15 protein-coding genes are annotated in these 23,267 nt (G+C 72.6%); 7 read left to right on the forward strand and 8 right to left on the reverse strand.

Translation table 11 applies throughout. From position 1 onward, the window contains the following. The coding region (locus ABZS97_RS11400; protein ID WP_356136221.1) for a thiamine pyrophosphate-dependent enzyme at nucleotides 1-1,006 on the forward strand (1,006 nt) is incomplete at its 5' end. A 33-nt stretch (nucleotides 1,007-1,039) separates the two neighbouring features. Here the strand turns inward: ABZS97_RS11400 and ABZS97_RS11405 are convergent. Continuing rightward, the gene (locus ABZS97_RS11405; protein ID WP_356136223.1) at nucleotides 1,040-2,017 is read right to left on the reverse strand and encodes a helix-turn-helix domain-containing protein; all 978 of its coding nucleotides are present in this window, start codon (nucleotides 2,015-2,017) and stop codon (nucleotides 1,040-1,042) included. Nucleotides 2,018-2,113: 96 nt separating this feature from the next. Here ABZS97_RS11405 and ABZS97_RS11410 point away from each other — a divergent pair, with 96 nt between their 5' ends. Then, nucleotides 2,114-3,175: a saccharopine dehydrogenase NADP-binding domain-containing protein gene (locus ABZS97_RS11410; RefSeq protein ID WP_356136225.1), complete on the forward strand. Its 1,062-nt coding sequence runs from the start codon at nucleotides 2,114-2,116 to the stop codon at nucleotides 3,173-3,175. Nucleotides 3,176-3,240: 65 nt separating this feature from the next. Here the strand turns inward: ABZS97_RS11410 and ABZS97_RS11415 are convergent, their stop codons facing one another. Further along, nucleotides 3,241-3,732, reverse strand: a complete 492-nt coding sequence (locus ABZS97_RS11415) for a peptidylprolyl isomerase (protein WP_356136227.1) — start codon at nucleotides 3,730-3,732, stop codon at nucleotides 3,241-3,243. Nucleotides 3,733-3,916: 184 nt separating this feature from the next. Here ABZS97_RS11415 and ABZS97_RS11420 point away from each other — a divergent pair, with 184 nt between their 5' ends. Next, nucleotides 3,917-5,644, forward strand: coding sequence for a hypothetical protein (locus tag ABZS97_RS11420; protein WP_356136229.1), 1,728 nt, complete (start codon nucleotides 3,917-3,919; stop codon nucleotides 5,642-5,644). A gap of 271 nt (nucleotides 5,645-5,915) precedes the next feature. Here ABZS97_RS11420 and ABZS97_RS11425 read toward each other — a convergent pair whose 3' ends face one another. The 6 genes from ABZS97_RS11425 to ABZS97_RS11450 form a co-directional block, all read right to left on the reverse strand. Continuing rightward, nucleotides 5,916-6,557 carry a cutinase family protein gene (locus ABZS97_RS11425; protein ID WP_356136231.1) on the reverse strand — a complete coding sequence of 214 codons (642 nt, stop codon included), beginning with the start codon at nucleotides 6,555-6,557 and terminating at the stop codon, nucleotides 5,916-5,918. A 134-nt stretch (nucleotides 6,558-6,691) separates the two neighbouring features. Next, nucleotides 6,692-7,912, reverse strand: coding sequence for a helix-turn-helix domain-containing protein (locus ABZS97_RS11430; RefSeq protein ID WP_356136233.1), 1,221 nt, complete (start codon nucleotides 7,910-7,912; stop codon nucleotides 6,692-6,694). Nucleotides 7,913-8,034: 122 nt separating this feature from the next. Next, on the reverse strand, nucleotides 8,035-8,979 hold the full coding sequence (locus tag ABZS97_RS11435; RefSeq protein ID WP_356136235.1) for an alpha/beta hydrolase family protein: 945 nt from the start codon (nucleotides 8,977-8,979) through the stop codon (nucleotides 8,035-8,037). Nucleotides 8,980-9,001: 22 nt separating this feature from the next. Next, the gene (locus ABZS97_RS11440; RefSeq protein ID WP_356136237.1) at nucleotides 9,002-13,033 is read right to left on the reverse strand and encodes an acyltransferase domain-containing protein; all 4,032 of its coding nucleotides are present in this window, start codon (nucleotides 13,031-13,033) and stop codon (nucleotides 9,002-9,004) included. After that, complete coding sequence (locus tag ABZS97_RS11445; protein WP_356136239.1) at nucleotides 13,030-14,835, reverse strand: fatty acyl-AMP ligase; 1,806 nt, start codon at nucleotides 14,833-14,835, stop codon at nucleotides 13,030-13,032. Before ABZS97_RS11445 ends, ABZS97_RS11440 begins: the two co-directional genes overlap by 4 nt. 37 nt (nucleotides 14,836-14,872) lie before the next feature. Continuing rightward, nucleotides 14,873-16,429 carry an acyl-CoA carboxylase subunit beta gene (locus tag ABZS97_RS11450; protein WP_356136241.1) on the reverse strand — a complete coding sequence of 519 codons (1,557 nt, stop codon included), beginning with the start codon at nucleotides 16,427-16,429 and terminating at the stop codon, nucleotides 14,873-14,875. Nucleotides 16,430-16,770: 341 nt separating this feature from the next. On the opposite strand from ABZS97_RS11450, the gene ABZS97_RS11455 reads away from it, so the two are divergent. The 4 genes from ABZS97_RS11455 (at nucleotide 16,771) to ABZS97_RS11470 (ending at nucleotide 23,266) form a co-directional block, all read left to right on the forward strand. Beyond that, nucleotides 16,771-18,834 carry a DUF1996 domain-containing protein gene (locus ABZS97_RS11455; protein ID WP_356136243.1) on the forward strand — a complete coding sequence of 688 codons (2,064 nt, stop codon included), beginning with the start codon at nucleotides 16,771-16,773 and terminating at the stop codon, nucleotides 18,832-18,834. 110 nt (nucleotides 18,835-18,944) lie between these two features. Continuing rightward, entirely contained in the window at nucleotides 18,945-19,325 is a 381-nt protein-coding gene (locus ABZS97_RS11460) for a MauE/DoxX family redox-associated membrane protein (protein ID WP_356136245.1), read from the forward strand. After that, nucleotides 19,322-19,789 (forward strand): peroxiredoxin, encoded by a 468-nt coding sequence (locus ABZS97_RS11465; protein WP_356136248.1) that lies wholly within the window; start codon nucleotides 19,322-19,324, stop codon nucleotides 19,787-19,789. The genes ABZS97_RS11460 and ABZS97_RS11465 overlap by 4 nt, the downstream gene beginning before the upstream one ends. Nucleotides 19,790-19,882: 93 nt before the next feature. Further along, nucleotides 19,883-23,266, forward strand: coding sequence for a pyruvate carboxylase (locus ABZS97_RS11470; RefSeq protein ID WP_356136250.1), 3,384 nt, complete (start codon nucleotides 19,883-19,885; stop codon nucleotides 23,264-23,266). The last annotated feature ends 1 nt before the right edge of the window (nucleotide 23,267 follow it).

A 23,267-nucleotide genomic window follows, 5' to 3' on the forward strand; every position in this document is an offset into this window, starting at 1 on the left:
CGCGGCCCTCACGGCCCTCGCCGAGCGCTACGGCGCGCTGCTCGCGACGTCGGCCGTCGCGCGCGGGCTCTTCCAGGGCGACCCCTGGTCGCTCGACGTGTCGGGAGGCTTCGCCTCCCCGCTCGCGGCCGAGCTGATCTCGGCGGCGGATGTGATCGTGGGCTGGGGCTGCGCGCTGAACATGTGGACGACGCGGCACGGCCGGCTCATCGGCCCGCGGACGACGGTCGTCCAGGTCGACGACGACGCGTCGGCACTCGGGACGCACCGGGACGTGCACCTCGGCGTCCCCGGTGACGTACGACTCACCGCACGGCGCGTGCTGGAAAGGGGCGCCGGGCGACAGGAGGGCTATCGGACGGCCGAGCGCGCCGCGGCCATCGCCGCACGTGTGCGCCTGCGCGACGTGCCGTACGAGGACATGAGCAGCCGTGAGCGCATCGACCCGCGGACGCTGAGCATCGCGCTCGACGACATCCTTCCCGCCGAGCGGGTGATCGGTGTGGACTCCGGCAACTTCATGGGCTATCCGAGCATGTACCTGTCGGTGCCGGACCACCACGGCTTCTGTTTCACCCAGGCGTTCCAGTCGATCGGTCTCGGGCTGGCGACCGCGATCGGCGCGGCGCTGGCACGGCCGGACCGGCTACCCGTGGCCGCGCTCGGTGACGGCGGTGCGCTGATGAGCGCGGCCGAACTGGACACGGTACGGCGGCTCGGGCTGCCGATGGTGGTCGTCGTGTACAACGACGACGCCTACGGAGCGGAGGTGCACCACTTCGGGCCCGAGGGACACGCGCTCGACACGGTCAGGTTCCCGCCGACGGACATCGCCGCCGTCGCGCGAGGGTACGGCTTCGAGGGCGTGACCGTGCGAACGATCGCCGATCTGAAGGCCGTGGAGGACTGGCTGACCGGTCCGCGGTCCGCGCCTCTGCTCGTCGACGCCAAGGTGGCCGGCGACCGTGGTGCCTGGTGGCTGGAGGAGGCGTTCCGAGGCCACTGAGCGCGCCCGACCGGACGGCCTGCCGGCCCTCGGTCAGATGGCCACCCGCACCGCGTCGGAGCGCTCGTGGAACTTCCGCCGGTAGATGGTGGGTGACACACCGACGATGCGGGCGAAGTGGGCCCGCAGACCGGCCGAGCCGCCGAACCCGCAGGTGTCGGCGATCCATTCGACGGGCCGGTCGCTGGTCTCCAGGAACTGCTGGGCCCGGCGCACCCGTTGCTGCAGCAGCCAGCGCAGCGGCGACATCCCGAGGGCCTCGGCGAACCGGCGCTCGACGGTCCGCACGCTGACATTGGCCTGGGCGGCCAGGTCGGCGGTGGTCAGCGGCATGTGCAGCTGCTCACCCGCCCACTCCAGCAAGGGGGCCAGCCAGTCGTCGCGGACCACGGGCGAGGCCGGGCGGTGGTACTGGGCCTGCCAGCCGTCCCGGTGCGGCGGGGTGACCAGGCGGCGGGCCAGCTCGGCGGCCACCGCGGACCCGTGGTCGATCCGCACCACGTGCAGGCAGGCGTCGATCCCGGCGACCGTCCCCGCGGAGGTGATCACGTCGGCGTCCTCCACGTAGAGCACGGACGGGTCGACGCGGACGGCGGGATAGCGGCGGCTCAGCTCCTCGGCGTGCAGCCAGTGAGTGGTGGCCCGGCGCCCGTCGAGCACTCCGGCGGCGGCCAGGACGAAGGCGCCGGAACAGATGGACAGGATCCGGATCCCGCGTTCGTACGCCTCGCGAACGAGGTCCACCAGTTCCGTCGGCGGGTCCTCGTGCACGTTCTCGCAGGCCGGGATGACGAGGGTGTCCGTAGATTCCGGATCCCAGCCCTGGCCGACCGGGGCGAGGGAGAAGCCGGGGCTCAGCCGTACCTGCGCGCTGCCGACCGGCACCACCGAGAACCGGTACCAGGGATCGGCGAGGTGCGGCCGGTCGACGCCGAAGATCTGGCAGGGGACGGCTGCTTCGAATATCGGCATGTCGTCGGTGACGGCCATGACGACGTGATGGGCGCGCATGACGCGAATCTAGCGCAGGTTGACGTTGTCGACCGTGGTCATCGGTGGCTCCGCAGAGCATGATCGTAAGCAGTTGAAACGGCTTGAGGAGATCTGATGACGAAGACCGACGACCGACCCGACCGCGGCTCCGTGAAGCCGGTTGTCGCCGTGTTCGGCGCCTACGGGCACACCGCCCGCTTTGTGACGGCGGAGCTGGTGAAGCGCGGTTGGACACCGGTGCTGTCCGGGCGGGACGCGGGGAAGCTGGCGGCCGCGGCCGCCGACCACCCCGGTGTGGAGTCGAGGGTCGCCTCGGTCGACGACCCGGCCTCGCTCGACCGCGCGCTCGCCGGCGCGGCGCTGGTGATCAACTGCGCCGGGCCGTTCGGCGAGACCGCGCCGGCGCTGGTCGAGGCCGCGCTGCGGGCGGGAATCCACTACCTGGACGTCACCGGCGAGACCCTGGTCGCGTCCAGCACCTTCGACACCTACCAGGACGACGCCCGGGTGAAGGAGGCGGGCATCGTGGTGGCGCCGGTGATGGCGTTCTACGGCGCGCTCGGCGACCTGCTCGCCACCGTCGCGATCGGTGACTGGCCGGCGGCCGACGAGATCTCGGTCGCGGTGGCCCTGGACAGCTGGCACCCCACCCGGGGAACGCTGCTGGCCGGCGAACGCAGGGCCGGGCGCCGGGTGGTCCACTCGGACCACCAGCTGCGGGTCGTCGCGGGCGACGTGCCCCAGCCGCGGGGGACCTGGACCTTCCCCGCCCCGTTCGGAACCCAGGACGTGGTGGGGGAGTTCTCGACCACCGATGTGATCACCATCTCCCGGCACCTGGACCCCGAGCGGATCAGCACCTTCCTGAACACCACCCCGCTGAAGGACCTCAGCGGCCCGGAGACCAGGGCTCCGCAGGCGGTGGATGCCGACGGCCGGTCGGCCCAGGTGTTCCTGGTCGAGGTCGTCGTCCGGCGGGGGGACGAGGAGCGGCGGGTGGCGGTGCACGGCCGTGACATCTACGCCTTCACGGCGCCGATCGTGGTGGAGGCCGCCGAACGGATCCTGGACGGCCGCGGCCGGGCCACCGGCGTCGTCACCGCCGGGCAGATCTTCGATGCCGAGGACTTCCTGCGCTCGCTGCCGCTGGACGGGCTGTCGCTGGGCAACGCGTGACCCAGGACCGCACGGGACCGCGGGGGACCACCCGGCGGCGGGACTCTCGTCCCGCCGCCGGACGATCAGACGGTGCCGCTGTCCTCGATGACGATCTTCTTGGAGGTGGCGCCGGAGCGGCTGCCGAATCCCTCGATCGCCTTGACGACGTCCATGCCCTCGACGACCTCACCGAAGACCACGTGCTTGTTGTCCAGCCAGTCGGTGACGATCGTCGTGATGAAGAACTGCGAGCCGTTGGTGTTCGGGCCCGCGTTGGCCATGCTCAGCTGACCCGGCTTGGTGTGCTTGAGCTGGAAGTTCTCATCCGCGAACTTCTCACCGTAGATGCTCTTGCCGCCCGTGCCGTTCTGCCTGGTGAAGTCGCCACCCTGCAGCATGAAGTCGGGGATGACCCGGTGGAACGGCGACCCCTTGAAGCCGAAACCGTGCGCGCCGGTCGCGAGCTCACGGAAGTTCCGGGCAGTCTTCGGGACGACGTCGTCGAACAGCTTGAACTCGATGCGGCCGAGCGGCTCGCCGTCCGCGGACACGTCGAAGAAGACGTTCTCACTCATTGCTCTGCTCCTTGTGGTTCGAAGGTTCGCATCGAGCATAGGAGACAGTTTGTCGATCACCGATTCGACGGCGCACGACATACCGTCGGCCGAGTGCGTCACCGGTGACAAACGGCACACCGGAATCTGCGTTCCTGTCAGCACTGCCTGAGCGTAGGACGGGGGCGGTCCTACCGTCCGGGGCATGGACATGAGACGCAGCAGAGGAAGAACGTGGCGCAGCGCCGCGCTGGCGGTGCTGCTGACCACGGGGACGCTCACAGCAGCGGTCCCCGGCGCCGGGGCGGCCGGTGCGCGGACCGAGACGCCGGTGGCATCGGTGTCCGCGGGCGTCGGCGTACGTGAGTCGGTGGTGCGGGTGAAGGTGCCGTTGCCGCGATCGGCCGGGGCGCGTCCGGCCGCGTGCGACTGGCTGTCGTACCTGCGCTACCGCGCCGCCGACGGGCCGGACGCCTCGGCCGACGCCGACCGGATCCTCGTCGCCCAGCCGGGCATCCTGGAGGGTGCAGGGGCGTTCGACAGCGTCGCCCGCAACACCGTGGCCCGCGCCGCCGAGCAGGGGCAGCACATCGAATTCTGGGCCCTCGACCGGCGCTCCAACTGTCTGGAGGACCGCACCGGCATCGCCTCCGGCGACCAGCACACGGCCGTCGACTACTACTACCGGGGCAAAGAGGTCGAGGGCCGCACCTTCGACGGATACGCCGCCGACGGGCGACTGGGGTGGATGGCGAGGCTCGGCATCGAGCAGACCGTGCGGGACCAGTACGACCTGCTCGCCGCCGAGTTGCCCGACCAGGGTCTGCGCGAACGGAAGGTGCTCTGCGGCGGGCACTCGCTGGGCGGGGTGATCACCGGGTACTTCGCCGCCGCGGACTTCGACGGCGACCGCGCCACCACGGCGGACGCCGGATACAACCAGTGCGCCGGCTACTTCGCCCTCGACACCACCGTCTCCACATCACTGGCCGACCTGAGCGGCAGCATGCCCGACGGCATCGGCCTGCCCGACGTCGGCCTCGGCTACGCGGCCGTGCAGGCCGGGCTCGACAGCGGGGCGCTCCCGCGCGCGCTGTCCGCGCCCGTGCTTCTGAACCCGGAGACGATGACCCTGCTCGCCATCGCCGGCCTCGGAGCCCTCCAGGACCCCGGCGCCGAAGCCGACCTGCCCCGCTACCTGCCCTCCGACGCCAACATCGACGGCACCAACCGCTTCCTGTTCTCCAAGGACACCGCCACCTTCCTCGCCGGCTCACCCACGGTGAAGGACTTCCGGCTCACCAACGCGGCCGTGCTCGGGGCGCTGATGGACGACAACTCCGTACCCCTGGCGTTCCTGCAGAGCAGCGTCGGCTTCTTCGACGGCGGGCCGCTCGCGGACAAGAACTTCCCTGCCACCAACGGGAGTTCACAGCAGCCTGGGCTGTTCGGCACCGCGTACAAGGCCATCCCCGACCGGCCGCACGGGCCGCTCTACACCTGGCGCGACTACGACCGCGTCGGCGCCCCCGACGACCCCGTTTACCGGTCGGCCGACGGCACCCCGTTCACCGCCGCCGGCAAGGAGGTCACCGACCTCCAGGAGCTGGCCCGCAGTCTGGCCGAGCAGCCGCTGGACTTCACCGAGCAGTACTTCCCGACCAAGCTGGTCACCGACCTTGAACTGGCCGGCTCACCCCACGTGAAGAAGCTCGTCGTCCATCCCGACGGGCTCACCGCCCGTCCGACGGTCACGGTACTCGCGGGTGACGGACTGCTGGCCGGCCGGATTCCGTCCGACCTGCACCCTGTGGTCGCCGACGGCTACCAGCACCTCGACGTGCTGACCGCGGCGCCCGCGCAGAACAACGGCCGCCCCGAGCCGGTCTCCACCACCCTTGCGGGCTTCGCCCGGGCGCCCGCTCGGTCCTAGGGGGTGTTGTGAAAGTCCCGCACAGCACCCACGGCGCCCGGCACGCACCCTCGCCGCACCGGCCGAAGCCCCAAGTACGTCCAGTACGAGGGCCTTCGTCCGGCACGCCGAGGGCACGCACCGAACACCGCGGGCACCGCACAGGGCCTTCAAAACACCCCCTAGCCGTACATCCTCGCCCGCACGTGTTGAGTCACAGGCGAGAGGAGCCCGGGAGGATCTCCTCCCGGGCTCCTGCCGTGCCGCGCGGTCCCGTCCGTGCCGGTACGGATCAGACCCGGCCCGCGGCGAAGACGGCCGCCGCGTCGGCGTCGGCGGTGTAGCCGAGGTGCGCGAGCACATCACCCCCGCCGCTCTCGCAGATGGGGTCGCCCTTGGCGCAGAAGTCGATCGTGCGGCTCTGGTAGACGCCCGTGACGCTCTTGCCGAGGGCCCGGATCGGGTTGCCGAAGAGCAGCACCGCGGCGACTCTCGGCTCGACCCCGCCGGGAATGGTCGCCACGATGGGGCTGCCGACCACGGCGCCCGCGCTGCTGATGCCCACCGAGTTGTCGACCACGTTCGCGCCCTGCGAATAGCCCACGAGAACGAAACGCTGATTCGGGCAAGCCGCCGCCTGGCGGCCGACGTGGTTCACCAGATCCGCGTTTCCCTGCGCGGCCGAGGTCAGGGAAAGGTCCGCGGGGTAGTTCACCGCATAGCTGGACAGGGTTTTGCCCGTCAGTTTCTTCTGCAGTGCGGAAAAGACCGGGTCGCCGACGATGGCGCCGAGCGTGCCCGGCTCGAAGGTGCCGCGGGCCGCGACCACATCGATGTCCGTGCAGGTGGCGGCCGACGCCATGGGCGCCGAGAGGGTGGCGAGTCCGGCGCCGCCGACCAGGGAGAGCGCGGCGAGGAATAAGCGGATACGCATGGGGATCCTCCGCGTTCGGGGCGCATGAAGCGCCTGCGAAAAAGGACGGTCCCAAACGTATGGGCATTCTCTGACGGAGTGTTATGTCGGGGATTATGGAAACGCCTCGTATTTTTGTTCCCGAGTGAGTCGCCCTAGTTCCCGCAATTCCGAAGTTCCCCGACGCGCAGCGCGAGGATGAGGTCGAGGCGGGCGCCGGGATCGTGCAGGGTGTCGCCGAAGAGTTTCTCCAGCTGGCGCAGGCGATAGCGGACAGTCTGCGGGTGGATGTGCAGGCGGGCGGCGACGTCCGGCACGTTGCTGCCACTGAGCAGCCAGGCCAGCAGTGTCTCGGCGAGCCGGACGCGCTGCCCCGCCGAGGCCGTGTCGAGCGGGGCGAGGACGCGTGCCTCCAACTGGGCGAGCAAGGGCTCGTCGCCGTACAGCAGCAGCGTCGACAGATGGTCGGCGCAGCGCACCACGTCCTGGCGGGGCAGGATTCCGCGGCCCATCAGCCCGAGGGCGCGGACGGCCCAGCGCAGCGACTGCCCGGCGTCGGTGAGCGGGACCGTCGGACCGATCGCGGCGGGGCGGCCGCGCAGCGCGAGTGTGAACGCCCGGCCGCCGAAGCGGCCGGAGCCTTCGGGGTCGGGCACCAGCATGCGCGGTGGCCGTGACTTCATGTCCACCAGAGCGCCCGCGGCCGCCAGCGGTCTGTCCTCCTCCTGCCGGTCCGGGGGTGCGGCGAGCGCCACGACGGCGACCTGTCGTGGCACCGGCCACCGCGCGCTGTGCGCCAGGCCGTGAACGGCCTCCGGGGACACCGGCCCCTCGTCGAGGAGCAGGTCCAGCAGGCGTCTGCGGCGCCGTTCCAGCTCGTCCGCGCTGCGCAGCTGGGCCTCCGCGTAGCCGGCCGCGGCGGCCTCCGCGACCTCGTGCACGGTCCGGAAGGCGAGCTCGCCCAGCGCGGTCACGGCCGTCGAGTCCAGCCCGAGTTCCTCCGCAGTACGCCCCATCAGCCGCCACGCGTGCATCCCGCCGACCCGGAGCGCGGACTGCAGCGCGTCCAGGCTGCGGCCCTCCAGGGCTTCCCCGCGGCCGAGTTCGTGGTACGTCGCGGCGATGGCGTCCCCGTGCTCGCGCGGGTCCGCGATGTGATCGACGAACAGGGTCAGGGCCTGCACCACTCCGGCCCGCAGGTTCCTGCCGAAGACCCCGTCGGAAGGGCGCGCGTACTCGGGAACCTGGCGGCGGACCTCCGCCTCCACCTCGTCGGAGACGGCGTCGAGCCGGGCGCGCAACAGTTCGGCCAACTCGGGCGGCACCGGCGTGGCCTCGGGGCCGTCCGGTACGCCGTGCGGGACGGGGACCGCCATCGCGGACACTCCTTTCACCCGGAAGCGGCTCGCCCGCGCGCTGTTGCCCGTGGGACGAGCGGGATGTCCCGGGTTGGACGAACGGCCCCTCTGCTCCGTTCCGTGCCCCGACGGCACCGACATCACTCCGGCAGGCCCAGCGCATGGGCGAGCATCGGCCACGACGCGGTGAACTCCGGCTTCCAGTAGGCCCAGCTGTGTCCTCCTCCTGCGTAGTAGTGGGTGGTGGCCGGGATGTCCAGACGTGCGAGCGTGCCGGTGAAGCTGTGGGCGGACGGCCACAGGGCGCTCTCCAGCGCCTCGGGCAGCGGATCTCCGCTGCCGCCGGCCAGTCCGCTGCCGTTGGAGACGTACAGGGCGGTGCCCCGCAGTCCGGCGGCGCGGGCCCGCGGGTTGAAGTCCCGCCAGGTGGCGAAGTCCAGGAGCGGATGGCCCCACAGGGAGCGGGGCGACAGACTCTCGCGGGCCACGATGGCGTCCACGATGGCCGGGACTGCGGGCGCGGTGGTGTCGAGGACCCCGCTGTAGGAGGCCGCGGCGGCGAACCCGCCCGGGTGGCGGGCCGCGTGCGCCATGGCACCGTAGCCACCGGTGGAGACCCCGGCGACCGCCCGGACCGCGGAGGCCCGGTAGTCCCGGGCGAGCACCGCCGGGACCTCCTGGACCTGGAAGGTCTCGTAGTCGGGGCCGCCGCGCCAGGCGCTGGGAATGCCGGTGGGGCCCGCGTCGGGCATCGCCACGATCAGGTCGCGGCCCTCGGTGAACGCCTCGATGTCCGTCTCCCGCGTCCACGAGGTGTAGTCGTCGTGGGCGCCGTGCAGCAGGTACAGAACCGGATAGGTCCGCCCCGCCTGGGTGCCGAAGCCCGAGGGCAGGATGAGTCGGACGGGTGCGCTGCGGCCCAGAGCGGCGGAGGAGACGGACACGTCCAGGGTGCGCGGTCCGAGGCGGGTCGCCGCCCGGGCACGGCCGGCGGCGACCGTCGTGCCGAACAGGACGGCCGCACCGGCGGTGGCCGCCGCTTTGACGACGGTGCGCCGGGACACGGGGGCGGGGCGGTCGGGCATGGCGGCTCCTCGGGGGTCCGGTTCAGGGTGTCCGCTCGGCGAGCACCCGGTTCAGATGGGCGGCGATCGTGTCGACGTGCGGCGGGTCGAGCAGCGACAGATGGTGCCCGGCGACCGGCACGACCTCCAGGCGCGGGCACACCTCGTCCCAGCCCAGCGCTTCGTCGTCCCGCTCGTACGCCGCGTCGCGCACGGTGTGCGGAGCCGGTTCGGTGGCCCGGTAGAGGATCACGCGGCCGTCGTGGCGCGCCGGGCGGTGCTCCTCGCCGGTCCTCAGGTCCAGATAGGAGGCCCGCTGGTGCTCCAGCGCGGCGGGCGGCACATCGGCGGCCTCGCGCAGGGCCCGCAGCACGGTGTCGATGCGGTCGCGGTCGTCGTCCGTGGCCACGAGGTCGTCGTACGGCAACTCCAGCCGGACACCGTAGGTTTCGGCGACGTGGCGGGCGAAGCCCGTGAAGTGGGCGCGAATCCGGTCGGCCCGCGTCAGGTCCGGCTGCGGGAGCGGGCGTACGGAGTCGATGAGCACCACCAGTTCCACCGTGCGCCCGGCGGCCGTCAGTTGTCGCGCGGTCTCCTGGGCCACGAACCCGCCGAAGGACCAACCACCCAGCAGACAGGGTCCGTTGGGGTGCTCGGCGGTGATCGCCTCGGCGTAGCGCCGCGCCTTGTCGGTGACGGTGCGGGCCTCCTCGACGCGCTCCAGCCCGTACACCGGCCGGCCCTCCGTGAGCCGTTCGGCCAGCGGACGGTAGACGGTGGTCGGTCCGCCGGCTGGGTGGAAGAGGAACAGCGGGGGCCGGGAGCCGGTGGTGCGCAGGGCCCGCAGGAGCGAGGTGTCGAGTGCCCGATGCGGTGGCAGAGCCTGCCGGATGCGGGTGGCCGCCTCCTCGACGGTGGCGGCGCCGAGCAGGTCGCGCAGGGGCAGGTCGATGCCGAACTCCCGCTCCACGGCCGTACGGATGCGGACGGCCATCAGCGAGTCCAGGCCGAGGTCGGCAGGTGAGGCGCTGGGGGTGATGCGGGCCGGTGGGTGGCCGGAGACGGCGGCGATGTGGTGGCTCAGCCGGGCGATCACCGAGGATGTCCCCTCCGCCGTCGGTACGTCGGCGCCCGCCGGGAGGGGCGCGGGTGGCGCGGCCGCCGGTCGGCTCCTGTCGCCGGTGTCCGTCCGGCCGTCCGTCCACCAGTGCCGCACGTGCCGCCAGCGCGGCGCGGGCAGGTCGATGACGCGGCCGGCCGGGAGCGGCAGGCGCTGCCCCGCGGCGAACAGGGCGCCCAACCGTGCGGCGAACGCGGCGCTGCCGTCCTCGTCGCGGCGCAGCGTGGCGACAGCGAGGGCGCCGGGCGCGGTGTCCGTGACGGCGCCCGTCAGCACCGGATGCGGTGAGATCTCGACGAACGCGGTGTGGCCGTCGGCCGCGGCGGCCGCGACGGCCCGGTCCAGCCGCACCGGCCGTCGTAGATTGGCGGCCCAGTGGGCGGCGTCGAACGCGCAGTCGCCGCGCGGGTCGTCGAGGACGGTGGAGTAGACGGGGACGCGCGGTCGACTGCCCCGGATGTCGCCCAGGGCCTCGGTGAGCGCCGGCAGCAGTGTGTCGACCTGAGGAGAGTGCCCGGCGCCGACGACCCGCATGGCCCGGGCGACCCGGCCCTGTCCGGTCAGTGCGCCGACGATCCGGGCCACCGCCTCCTCGTCCCCGGTGACGACCTTCTGCCGGGGCGAGGAGTGCACGGCGACATGGACGCCCGGGAAGTCCCGTTCCAGGGAGCCCAGTTCGGTGTCGTCCAGGTCGACGGCGGCCATCGCGCCCCCGCGCAGCCCGCTCAGCAGCCTGGCCCGTACGGCGATGACGCGGGCCCCGTCCGCTACATCCACGGCGCCTGCGCAGACGGCGGCGGCCACCTCCCCCATGGAGTGACCGATCACGGCGGCGGGTTCGACGCCGTACGAACGCCACAGTTCCGCGAGCGCCAACTGCAATCCGAACAGCACAGGTTGGGCGACCTCAAGGCGGTCCAGGCCGGACCCGGACGACAGATGGTCGTACAGCGAGAGGCCGCACTCAGCGGCGAGCTGGGGGTCGAGCTTCTCCACGGCGGCGGCGAACGCGGGTTCCTCGGCCAGCAGCCGGCGCCCCATGCCGGCCCACTGGCTGCCGTACCCGGAGAAGACCCACACCGTGCCACGCCCGACGAGGTCGCGGTCGCCGGTCGCGACCCGGGCGTCCCGGCGTCCCGCCGCCAACGCGCCCAGTACGTCGGCCAGTTGGCCCCCGCCGGGACTGATGACGGCGGCCCGCACGGGTCCGCGGCGGACGCGCCCGGCCAGTGTGCGCGCCACGTCGGCGGGGTGTGCGGCGCCGCCCTCGGGCGTCCGCAGCCATGCGGCGAGTCGGGCCGCGGTGTCACGGACCCGCTCGGCGTCGACGTCGGACAGGAGGTGGAGGCGGGCGGGCGGCTCGTCGGCGGGGGCGGGGGCGAGCGCGGGGGGCTGCCATTCCTCAAGGACGGCATGGGCGTTGGTGCCGCCGAAGCCGAACGCGGAGACCCCCGCGGTGGCCGTGCCGCCGTAGCGGGGCCATGGCTCGGGCTCGGTCACCACGCGCAGCCGGGCGTCGCCGAGCGTGCCGCCGCCGTCGGTGCAGTGCAGGGACGGCGGGATGCGGTCGTGGTGCAGGGCGAGCACCGTCTTCACCAGGCCCGCGATGCCCGCGGCGGACTCCAGGTGGCCGAGGTTGCCCTTGACGGAGCCCAGCAGCAACGGCTGGTCCGGGTCGCGGCCCCGGCCCAGCACCGCGCCGAGCGCGCCTGCCTCGATCGGGTCCCCGAGAGGGGTGCCGGTGCCGTGCGCCTCGACGAAGTCGACGTGCCCCGGAGCGAGCCCGGCCCGCGCGTAGGCCATCTCCAACAGGGCTTGCTGGGCAGCCGGGTTGGGTGCCATGAGACCGGCGGAGCGGCCGTCGGAGTTGACGGCGGTGGAGCGGATCACGGCGAGGACGCGGTCGCCGTCCCGCTCCGCGTCGGACAGCCGTTTCAGCAGGACGGCCGCGCACCCTTCACCGCGCCCGATGCCGTCGGCCGCCGCCGAGAACGGCTTGCACCGCCCGTCCGGCGCGAGGGCACCCGCCCGCCCGAACGCGACACCGATGGTGGGCGACAGCAGCAGGTTCACCCCGGCCGCGACGGCGGTGTCGCTCTCGCCCGTGCGCAGGCTCACACAGGCGTGGTGCACGGCGACCAGCGAGGAGGAGCAGGCGGTGTCGACAGCCATGCTCGGCCCGCGGGTGTCCAGGACGTACGCCAGCCGTCCCGCGGTGACGCTCAACGCCGCGCCGGCCGGGGCCCAGGGGTCCACGGCGGCCGGGTCGGCACCGGTGAGCCGGCCGTACTCCGGGGCGGAGACGCCGACGAAGACACCGGTGGAGGTGCCCGCGAGCGACCCGGCGCGGACGGCGGCGTGGTCGAGCGTCTCGTGGACGACCTCCAGCAGGATCCGCTGCTGGGGATCCATCACCGCGGCCTCGCGCGGTGTGATGCGGAAGAACTCGGCGTCGAACCCGGCGATGTCGTCCAGGTAGCCGCCGTACGGGGGCGCGTCGGTGGGCGGGAAGGCGGTGAAGTCCCGCCACCGGTCCTCCGGCACGCGCCGGATCGCGTCGTCCCCCTCACTCAGCAGCCGCCAGTAGTCGGTCGGGCCGTGCACCGCGCCGGGCAGCCGGCACCCGACGCCGATGACGGCGACGGGCTCGCCGGGCGGAGCGGGTCCCCGGGCGGGCGGCGCGCCGCCCGGACCGGTCGCCGTCGGCTCGTCCGCCGCGCCGCACAGGCGAGCCACCAGCGCCTCCCCGGTGGGTGACTCCCACAGCAGCGTCGACGGCAGCTCACGGCCCGCGACCCGGGACAACTCCCCGGCCAGGGCGACCGCGTCCCGCGAGGACATGCCGAGGTCCGCTAACGACAGGTCCATCGGGACGTCCTCGGCGGCCGTGCCGCTCCACGAGGCCACCCGCTCGGCGATCAGGCGGCGCACCGCGGCCTCTTCGTCGGCCCTCATCCCGTGGCACCCGGCGTGCTGCCCGCCGTCGCCGCACGGCCGCGCGGCTCGGCGGGCGGCGCGAAGGCACCCTCCAGGTACCGCGTACGGGTCAGCGCCCGCGACACCTTGCCGCTGGAGGTACGCGGAACGGTCCCCGGCGCGACGAGGACGACGTCGGCGAGCCGCAGCCCGTGCCGGGCGGAGACGGCGCCGCGCACCGCACGGGCCACGGCCGGCGCGTCGAGGTCGCGAAGGCGCACCGTCCGCGCGTGCTCCGCCACGACCACGACCCGTTCGTCCGCGCGGCCGGGCACGGCGAAGGCGGCGAGCCGGTCGCGGCGCACGGCCGGGTGCGCGTCCTGGGCCGTGGCCTCGACGTCCTGGGGGTAGTGGTTGCGGCCGTCGACGATGATGAGGTCCTTCAGGCGCCCGGTGACGATGAGCTGTCCGTCCAGCACCGTGCCCAGGTCGCCGGTGCGCAGCCAGCCGCCCGGTGCGGCCGAGCCGTCGGCGAACAGGGCGCCGAACACCTGCTGTTCGCGCCCCTCCCGCTGCCAGTAACCACGGCCGACATTGGGCCCCTGCACCCAGATCTCGCCGACCTCTCCCTCGGACAAAAGGGTGCGGTGCACGGGATCGGCGACACGGACCCGCTGGCCGACCGGGGATCCGCAGCCGGCCAGCAGCACGGCCCCCGGGTCCTCGGGCCGCGCGGGCAGGGCCTTGCCTGCGGCGAGGGCGCCGCGGTCGAGGGCGAACCGGCGGAGCGGCCGGCCGGGCCGGGCGGCGCTGACGAAGACGGTGGCCTCGGCGAGCCCGTACGACGGGCAGTGGGTGTCGGGCGCCAGCCCCTGTGCGGCGAAGGCGGCGTGGAAGCGGTCGGCCGTGCCGGGACGGACCGGCTCGCTGCCGTTGATCAGCGCGGTGACACCGTCGAGCCTGAGGTCGCTCTTCTGGCCTGCGGTGACGGCGGAGGCGCAGTAGTCGTAGGCGAAGTTGGGGGCCGCGCTCACGGCGCGCGGATGCGCGGCGAGCAGCCGCAGCCAGCGCACCGGCTCGTGCAGGAAGGCGGCCGGGTCCATGAGCGCCGACAGGAGACCGCCGACGACGGGGGCGGCGACGCTGAGAACGAGCCCCATGTCGTGGTACAGCGGCAGCCAGCCCACGCATGTCACGGGATGTGCGGCGGCGCAGTAGGCGGTCAGCGCCTGGCGGGCGTTGGCGACGACGTTGGCGTGGGTGATCTCCACGCCCGCCGGGGCGCGGGTCGAACCCGAGGTGTACTGCAGGTAGGCGGTCGCCCCAGCGTCCGGTGCGACCGGGGGCCATTCCCCGGCGGCGGAGTCCGGCACCTGGTCCGCGGCGAGGACGCGCATCGGCGCGCCCCCACTGCCGGCCCGTTCGCAGAACTCCCGTACCTCGGGCAGGGCACGGCTGGTGGTGATGACGGCCGCGGGCCGCGCGTCGGCCAGGACGCCCGCGAGCCGGTCCGCGTGCCCGGGCAGGGTGGGCGGATACAGCGGTACGGCGATCCGCCCGGCGGCCAGCACCGCGAGGAACCCGGTGATGTACTCCGTGCCTTGCGGACACAGCAGCGCGACCCGCGCCCCGGGCTCGGTCTCCTCGGCGAGGCGGGCCGCGAGCGCTCGCACCCGCAGGTCCAGGCGTCGCCAGGTGAGGGTGCGGTGGACGCCGCGCGAGTGCGGTGCGGGGTGCTCGACGAAGGTGAACGCCCGGCGGTCGGGGGCGGTTTCGGCCCAGTGCCGTACGTACTGGGGCAGGGTCCGGCACGCGGGCGTGAGCGGGGGGCGGCTGTCCATCGGGCGGGGCTCCTCACGTCGCGGATCGACTGGTGGATCAGAGCGGGATGTTGCCGTGCCGGCGCTGCGGCATGGGCGCGCGTTTGCCGCGCAGCGCACGCAGGGCACGGCAGATGTGGGCGCGGGTGTCGTGGGGTGCGATGACGGCGTCGACATAGCCGCGTTCGGCGGCGAGGTAGGGCGTGCCGTGGGTGTCCTCGTAGGCGGCGACGAGACGGACACGCAGTGCCTCGGGGTCGTCGGTCGCGGCGAGTTCGCGCCGGTGCAGGACGCTCACGGCACCCTCGGCGCCCATGACGGCGATCCGGGCGGTGGGCCAGGCCAGGTTGACGTCCGCGCCGAGATGCTTGGAGCCCATCACCGCGTACCCGCCGCCGTACGCCTTGCGCACCACCACCGTGACCTTGGGGACGGTCGCCTCGGCGTACGCGTACAGCAGTTTGGCGCCGCGCCGGATGATGCCGGCCCGTTCCTGGCTGACCCCGGAGAGGTAACCCGGCACGTCGGCGAAGGTCAGCAGCGGAATGCCGAACGCGTCGCAGAACCGTACGAAGCGCGCGGCCTTCTCGGAGGCGTCGATGTCCAGCACGCCGGCCGCGTGCAGCGGCTGGTTGGCGACCACGCCGACCGAGCGGCCCTCGACGCGGGCCAGGGCGCAGATGATGTTCGGCGCGAACAGCTCCTGCACGTCCAGCAGTTCACCGTCGTCGACCACCGCGCGCAGGATGTCCCGCATGTCGTAGGCCTGGCCCGGCCGGTCCGGGACGAGCTCGTCGAGCAGCTCCCCGGCCGGTGCGGGCGAGGGCGCGTACTCCGGGGGCCGCTCCAGGTTGTTGGCCGGGAGGTAGGACAGCAGTTCGCGTACGGTGTCGAGCGCGTCCTCCTCGTCGGCTGCCAGGAAGTGGGCGTTGCCGTTGACGGCGGTGCTGGTGCGGGCGCCGCCCAGCTCCTCGGCGGTGGTGCGCTCGCCGGTCACCGACTCGATGACGTCGGGGCCGGTGACGAACATGTGCGAGGCGCGGTCCACCATCACCGTGAAGTCGGTGATCGCCGGTGAGTAGGCGGCCCCGCCCGCGCACGGGCCCAGAATGACCGAGATCTGCGGAATGACCCCGGACGCCTGTACGTTGCGGCGCACCAGCTCGGCGTAGAGGGCGAGGGAGGCGACGCCTTCCTGGATGCGGGCGCCGCCGGAGTCGTTGAGCCCGACGACCGGGCAGCCGGTCTTGAGGGCGAGGTCCATCAGGGCGACGGTCTTCTCGCCGAAGGCCTCGCCCATGCTGCCGCCGAAGACCGTGGAGTCCTGTGCGAACACGCAGACCGGGCGCCCGTCGACGGTGCCGTACCCGCTGACCACTCCGTCGCCGTAGGGACGGCGGGCGCCGTCCCCGGTGGGCCGCGCCCGCACGAACAGGCCGGTCTCGGTGAACGAGCCCTTGTCCAGCAGCCGTTCGATCCGTTCACGGGCGCCGAACGTGCCGCGCCCACGCGGCCGGCCCGGGGCCAGCGCCTCCTCCCGGCGGTGTGCCAGGCCGGAGATGCGTGCCGCGGTGTGCCCCGGACCGGGTGTTGTCGCCTCGTTGCTCACAACCACCTCCGAAGTGGCTTTCGAATATGGCAGCGAGGCGGTGGCGACCGGGCGGATCGGTGTTCTGTGTGGGGGAGTTGAGTCCTCAAGGACGGGGTTTCATCCCCGGGTGACAAGGGACCGCCGGACGGCGAGGCGGCGCGGGTTGCCTACGAGGTTTCTGTGAATTCTCGGGGTGCTTGAACGCTTCGGAGGTCCCGTCCGTATAGGGCTGGGGGATTTCCATGCCCGAGCCGACGACAAGGCGCAGGAGTACTTCCGTGAGACGCAACACACGCAGACGCCCGACGGGCGCACGACGTGCGACTTCTCTGGCAGTCGCGATGATGCTGGGCGGAGGTGGGCTGGTGGCGGTGAACGTCTACGCCTCGGCCTCCGAGAACGGCTCGGGCGGCGAGTCGGCCCGGACGTCGGACGGCCGTGTCCTCGCTGCCGGAGCGGCCACCATCTACTGCCCGGACATCGGAACCGAGCTGACGGATGTGCCGGACGCGGCGAGGGCGGACGTCGACAAGGAACTCGCCCAGCTGGACGGGCAGATCGCCGACGCCTACCAGCGGCTGCAGAACTCGGCGCAGGCCATCCAGCAGGACTCCGGCTTCGCCGACAGCGCGATCATGAACCCGCTGAAGGAGAAGCGGGCCGCGACGATCGACCGGATCGCGACCGCCATCGACCGCGTGGGGGACCGGCCCGAGGGGCTCGACTCGCTGGCGGGCTGTGAGCTGCGCGATTCCGGCAACCGGAGCGGTGACGGCCAGGACGGCGGTGACGGCCAGGACGGCGGTGGTCAGGACGGGAACGGCGACGGCCAGGACGCGAACGGTCAGGACGGCAACGACCAGGGCCAGGGCGGCGACGACGGTCAGAACGGCAACGGTCAGAACGGCAACGGAGCCCAAGGTGGCAACGGGCCCGTCGCCGCGGACTTCGCGGACATCACCACGGTCCAGCCCAACGTGCAGAACCCGCGCCCCGGGGCGGACGCCTCCCGTGGTTCGTTCACCACCAGTTGCGGGGTGAACGCCAACGGCCTGTTCAACTCCGACAACGTGATCGTGGCCCCCGGAGTCACCAACGGCGCCCACCACTTCCACGACTACGTCGGAAACCAGTCCAACAACGCCTTCGCCAGTGACGACGACCTGGCGAACGCCGACACCACCTGCGAGAACCAGGGCGACAAGTCGACGTACTACTGGCCCGTCCTGCGCCTGCAGAACGGCACCCAGGAGCAGGACGCGGGCGCTCCCGGCGGCGGCACCGAGGGCAACGCCGGTGAGATCGTCACGCCGAAGCAGGTCACGCTGACCTTCGTGGGCAACCCGCGCGACAAGGTCACCGCCATGCCCCGGCTGCTGCGGATCATCACCGGTGACGCCAAGGCGTTCGTCAACGGCACGGCCAACGCGAACGCCTCCTGGAGCTGCACCGGGTTCGAGGACCGGCAGCTGAAGGACAAGTACCCGATCTGCCCCGACGGCAGTGACGTGGTCCGCTCCTTCAAGTTCCAGAGCTGCTGGGACGGCCAGAACATCGACAGCGCCAACCACCGTACGCACGTGGCGTTCGCCGACGCCGAGGGCAACTGCGCGGGCGGTTTCCGGGCGATCCCGCAGCTCGTGCAGCGCATCGTCTACGACGTCGACGCGCCGAGCCTGCAGGACGGCGGCGGGACGTCCCCGCTGTTCGCGGTGGACGCCTTCCCCGAGCAGTTGCACAAGCCGGTCACGGACCACGGCGACTTCATCAACGTCTTCGACGAGGACCTGATGCAGTCGATGGTGGACTGCATCAACAGCGGCAAGCAGTGCGACTCGAAGGACGGGGCGGGTTCCGGTTCGGGTTCCGGTGGTGACGAGCCGCAGGAGACGCCCACACCGACTCCTGCCGCCCCGTCCGAGGGCAGCGGGAACGGCGACCAGGGCGACTCCGGTGGCAAGGACACGCCGGAGCCCTCCACCGACGCCCCGAGCACCGACGCCCCGAGCACCGACGCCCCGAGCACCGACGCGCCGAACACGGACGCGCCGAACACGGACGCGCCCGGCACGGACGCGCCGAACACCGAGGAACCGAACACCGAGGAACCGAGCGGCGATACGCCGTCCGAGGACGCGCCGAGCACCGAACCGGCGGAGGTCGGCACGCCCACCGGCCGTGACGAACAGCCCAAGGTCTATACGACGTCCTCGTCCTCGGCCTCGTCCGCGCCCGTCTCCCCGTCCTCGCAGAGCACCGCGGTGGCCGCCGACGGGAACGCCCCGTCCGCCGACGGAAGCACCGAACCGCAGGCGGTCACCGGCGGGCTCGCCGACACGGGAACGAATCTGTGGCCGGCCGCGGCCGGAGGGACTCTCCTCATCGCCGGAGCCGTGCTCCTGCTCCGTATCAGGCGCAGAGCGGTATGACCCATAAGCGCGGATAGGGCGCTCGCGGACGTCGATCCGGCACGGTGCACCTGCCCCCACTGCTCCTACCGTCCAGTAATATCGCGCGGCAGGCCACCAGAGGAGGCACCGTGTCCGGGTCCCAACGCTCACCCCTACTGCTCGCCGGCTTGCTGGCAGCGGCAGGCGTCGGTCATCTCGTGTCACCCCGCCAGTTCGACGCGACCATCCCGCGCGCCCTGCCGGGGAAGCCACGAACATGGACGTACGCCAGCGGGGCGGTCGAGCTGGCGCTGGCGGCGGGGGTGGCGCTGCCGCGCACGCGCCGTGTCGCCGCGCTGGCCGCGGCGGGCTTCTTCGTCGGGGTGTTCCCCGCCAACGTGCAGATGGCCGTGGACTGGCGTCACCGGTCCGCTGCGCAGCGGGCCGCGGCCCTGGGGAGGCTGCCGTTGCAGGTCCCGCTCGTCCTGTGGGCGCGCGGCGTCGCCAAGAGCGGGGAGGGCCGGTCATGACGAACCGTGTGGACGTGGGCGACAAGGTCGAGGACTTCGCGCTGCCGGACGAGAGCGGCACGACGCGGCAGCTGTCCGAACTGCTCGGTGACGGACCCGTGGTGCTGTTCTTCTACCCGGCCGCCATGACAGCCGGCTGCACCGCCGAGGCATGCCACTTCCGCGATCTGGCCGCGGAGTTCGCCGCGGCCGGTGGGCGGCCCGTGGGGATCAGCGGTGATCCGGTCGACCGTCAGCAGGAGTTCGCCGGACGCCACACCCTCGGATTCCCGCTGCTGTCGGACACCGACGGTACGGTCCGCGAGCGCTTCGGGGTCAAGCGAGGATTCTCGGTGGCACCCACGAAACGCGTCACGTTCGTCATAGCCGAGGACCGCACGGTCCTGGAGGTCGTCCGCAGCGAACTACGGATGAGCGCACACGCCGACCGAGCCCTCACCGCGCTCCGCGCCCACCGGGGCTGACGCAAGAAGACGGGCTCCCTGGTGTAGACAGGGCATCAGTCACGAGGGCGCGCGTGGGGCGCGTACGTCGCGAACGGCAGGAAGGGACTGTGCATGTTCCGGAAGGTACTTGTCGCCAACCGTGGGGAGATCGCCGTCCGCGCGTTCCGCGCCGCCTATGAACTGGGCGCGGGAACGGCGGCGGTGTTCCCCCATGAGGATCGCGGCTCGCTGCATCGTCTCAAGGCCGACGAGGCCTACGAGATCGGCCTCCGGGGGCACCCGGTGCGCGCCTACCTGTCGGTCGAGGAGATCGTGGGTGCGGCCCGCCGGGCCGGGGCGGACGCCGTCTACCCCGGGTACGGCTTCCTGTCGGAGAACCCGGAACTGGCGCGGGCCTGCGCGGAAGCCGGGATCACCTTCATCGGCCCCACCACCGAGGTGCTGGAGCTGACCGGCAACAAGGCCCGCGCGGTCGCCGCGGCCCGCGCGGCCGGCGTACCCGTCCTCGGGTCCTCGCAGCCGTCCACCGATCTGGACGAACTGGTCGCGGCCGCGGACGAGATCGGCTTCCCGGTGTTCGTGAAGGCGGTCGCGGGCGGCGGCGGTCGCGGGATGCGCCGGGTGGACGACCCCGCGCAGCTGCGCGAGTCCATCGAGGCGGCGTCCCGGGAGGCCGAGTCGGCCTTCGGTGACGCCACGGTGTTCCTGGAGAAGGCGGTCATCGACCCCCGCCACATCGAGGTGCAGATCCTCGCCGACGGCCAGGGCAACGTCATCCACCTCTACGAGCGGGACTGCTCGGTGCAGCGGCGCCACCAGAAGGTCGTCGAGCTGGCCCCGGCGCCCAACCTCGACCCGGCGCTCCGGGACCGCATCTGCGCCGACGCGGTCAACTTCGCCCGCACCATCGGCTACCGCAACGCCGGCACCGTCGAGTTCCTGCTCGACCGCCAGGGCAACCACGTCTTCATCGAGATGAACCCGCGCATCCAGGTCGAGCACACGGTGACCGAGGAGGTCACCGACGTCGACCTGGTCCAGGCGCAGCTGCGCATCGCCGCAGGCGAGAGCCTCGCCGACCTCGGGCTCTCGCAGGACCGGATCTATCTGCGCGGGGCGGCGCTCCAGTGCCGGATCACCAGCGAGGACCCGGCCAACGGCTTCCGCCCGGACACCGGCACCATCAGCGCGTACCGCTCGCCGGGCGGCTCCGGCATCCGGCTGGACGGCGGCACCGCGTTCGTCGGCTCTGAGATCAGCGCCCACTTCGACTCGATGCTGGTGAAGCTGACCTGCCGGGGCCGGGACTTCCCCACCGCGGTGCGGCGGGCCCGGCGTGCGGTGGCCGAGTTCCGTATCCGCGGTGTGGCCACGAACATCCCCTTCCTGCAGGCGGTCCTCGACGACCCGGACTTTCAGGAGGGCCGGGTCACCACCTCGTTCATCGAGGAACGCCCGCACCTGTTGACCGCGCGCCACTCCGCTGACCGCGGCACCAGGCTGCTCACCTACCTCGCCGACGTCACGGTCAACAAGCCGAACGGCGAGCGCCCGCACCTGCTCGACCCCACGACGAAACTCCCGGCCGTCCCGGACGGCGTACCGCCCGCCGGGTCGAAGCAACAGCTGACCGAGCTGGGCCCGGAGGGCTTCGCGCGCCGGCTTCGGGAGTCGTCCCAGGTGGCCGTCACCGACACCACCTTCCGTGACGCCCACCAGTCCCTGCTGGCCACCCGGGTGAGGACGAAGGACCTGCTGGCCGTCGCCCCGACCGTGGCCCGCACACTTCCACAGCTGCTGTCGCTGGAGTGCTGGGGCGGCGCCACCTACGACGTGGCACTGCGCTTCCTCGCCGAGGACCCCTGGGACCGGCTCGCCCGGCTGCGCGAGGCGGTGCCCAACATCTGCCTCCAGATGCTGCTGCGCGGCCGCAACACGGTCGGATACACCCCCTACCCGACCGAGGTCACCACGGCCTTCGTCGAGGAGGCCACCCGGACCGGCATCGACATCTTCCGCATCTTCGACGCGCTCAACGACGTCGGCCAGATGCGGCCCGCGATCGACGCCGTACGCGAGACCGGGACGGCCGTCGCCGAGGTGGCCCTGTGCTACACCTCCGACCTGTCCGACCCGGCCGAGAAGCTCTACACCCTCGACTACTACCTCCGGCTCGCCGAGCAGATCGTCGACGCCGGGGCACACATCCTGGCGATCAAGGACATGGCCGGGCTGCTGCGCGCACCCGCCGCCGAGAAGCTGGTGACCGCGCTGCGCAGGGAGTTCGACCTCCCGGTGCACCTGCACACCCACGACACGGCCGGCGGTCAGCTGGCCACCTACCTCGCCGCGATCAACGCGGGCGCGGACGCGGTGGACGGAGCCGTCGCCTCGATGGCCGGCACCACCTCGCAGCCCTCGCTGTCGGCGATCGTCGCCGCCACCGACCACTCCCCGCGGCCCACCGGACTGAGCCTGCGGGCGGTCGGCGACCTCGAACCGTACTGGGAGATCGTCCGCAGGATCTACGCCCCCTTCGAGGCCGGACTCGCCTCGCCCACCGGGCGCGTGTACGACCACGAGATCCCGGGCGGCCAGCTCTCCAACCTGCGGGTCCAGGCCCGCTCGCTGGGCCTCGGCGACCGGTTCGAGGACATCGAGGCGATGTACGCGGCAGCCGACCGGATCCTCGGCCGCCTGGTCAAGGTCACCCCCTCGTCGAAGGTGGTCGGCGACCTCGCCCTGCACCTCGTCGGCGCGGGCGTCTCGCCCGAACAGTTCGCGGCCGAACCCGGTTCGTACGACATCCCGGACTCCGTGATCGGCTTCCTGCGCGGCGAGCTGGGCGATCCGCCCGGCGGCTGGCCGGAGCCGTTCCGCAGCAAGGCCCTCCGGGGCCGGGCCGCGCCCAAGCCGGTCGTCGAACTGTCCCCAGAGGAACGCGACGGGCTCGACAAGGACCGGCGCGCCACCCTGAACCGGCTGCTGTTCCCCGGCCCGGCCAAGGAGTTCGAGACGCACCGCGATGCCTACGGTGACACCGGCGTCCTGCCGAGCAAGGACTTCTTCTACGGTCTGCGGCCGGGGGAGGAGCACGAGGTGGACCTCGAACCCGGCGTGCGGCTGCTCATCGCACTGGAGGCGATCGGCGAGGCCGACGAGCGCGGCATGCGCACCGTGATGGCCACGCTCAACGGCCAGCTCCGGCCGATCCAGGTACGGGACCGCTCGGTCGCCTCGGACCTGCCGGCCGCGGAGAAGGCCGACAAGTCCGATCCGAAGCAGGTCGCCGCGCCGTTCGCCGGGGTGGTGACGCTGTCGGTGGCACCGGGCGACCGCGTCGAGGCGGGCGCGACCATCGCGACGATCGAGGCGATGAAGATGGAGGCGGCGATCACCGCACCGGTCGCCGGAGCGGTGGACCGGCTGGCCATCAACGCCGTTCAGCAGGTCGAGGCGGGCGATCTCCTGATGGTGATCACCCAGACCTCCTGAC

The organism is Streptomyces sp. NPDC005485 (assembly GCF_040606085.1).
Lineage (GTDB): Bacteria > Actinomycetota > Actinomycetes > Streptomycetales > Streptomycetaceae > Streptomyces.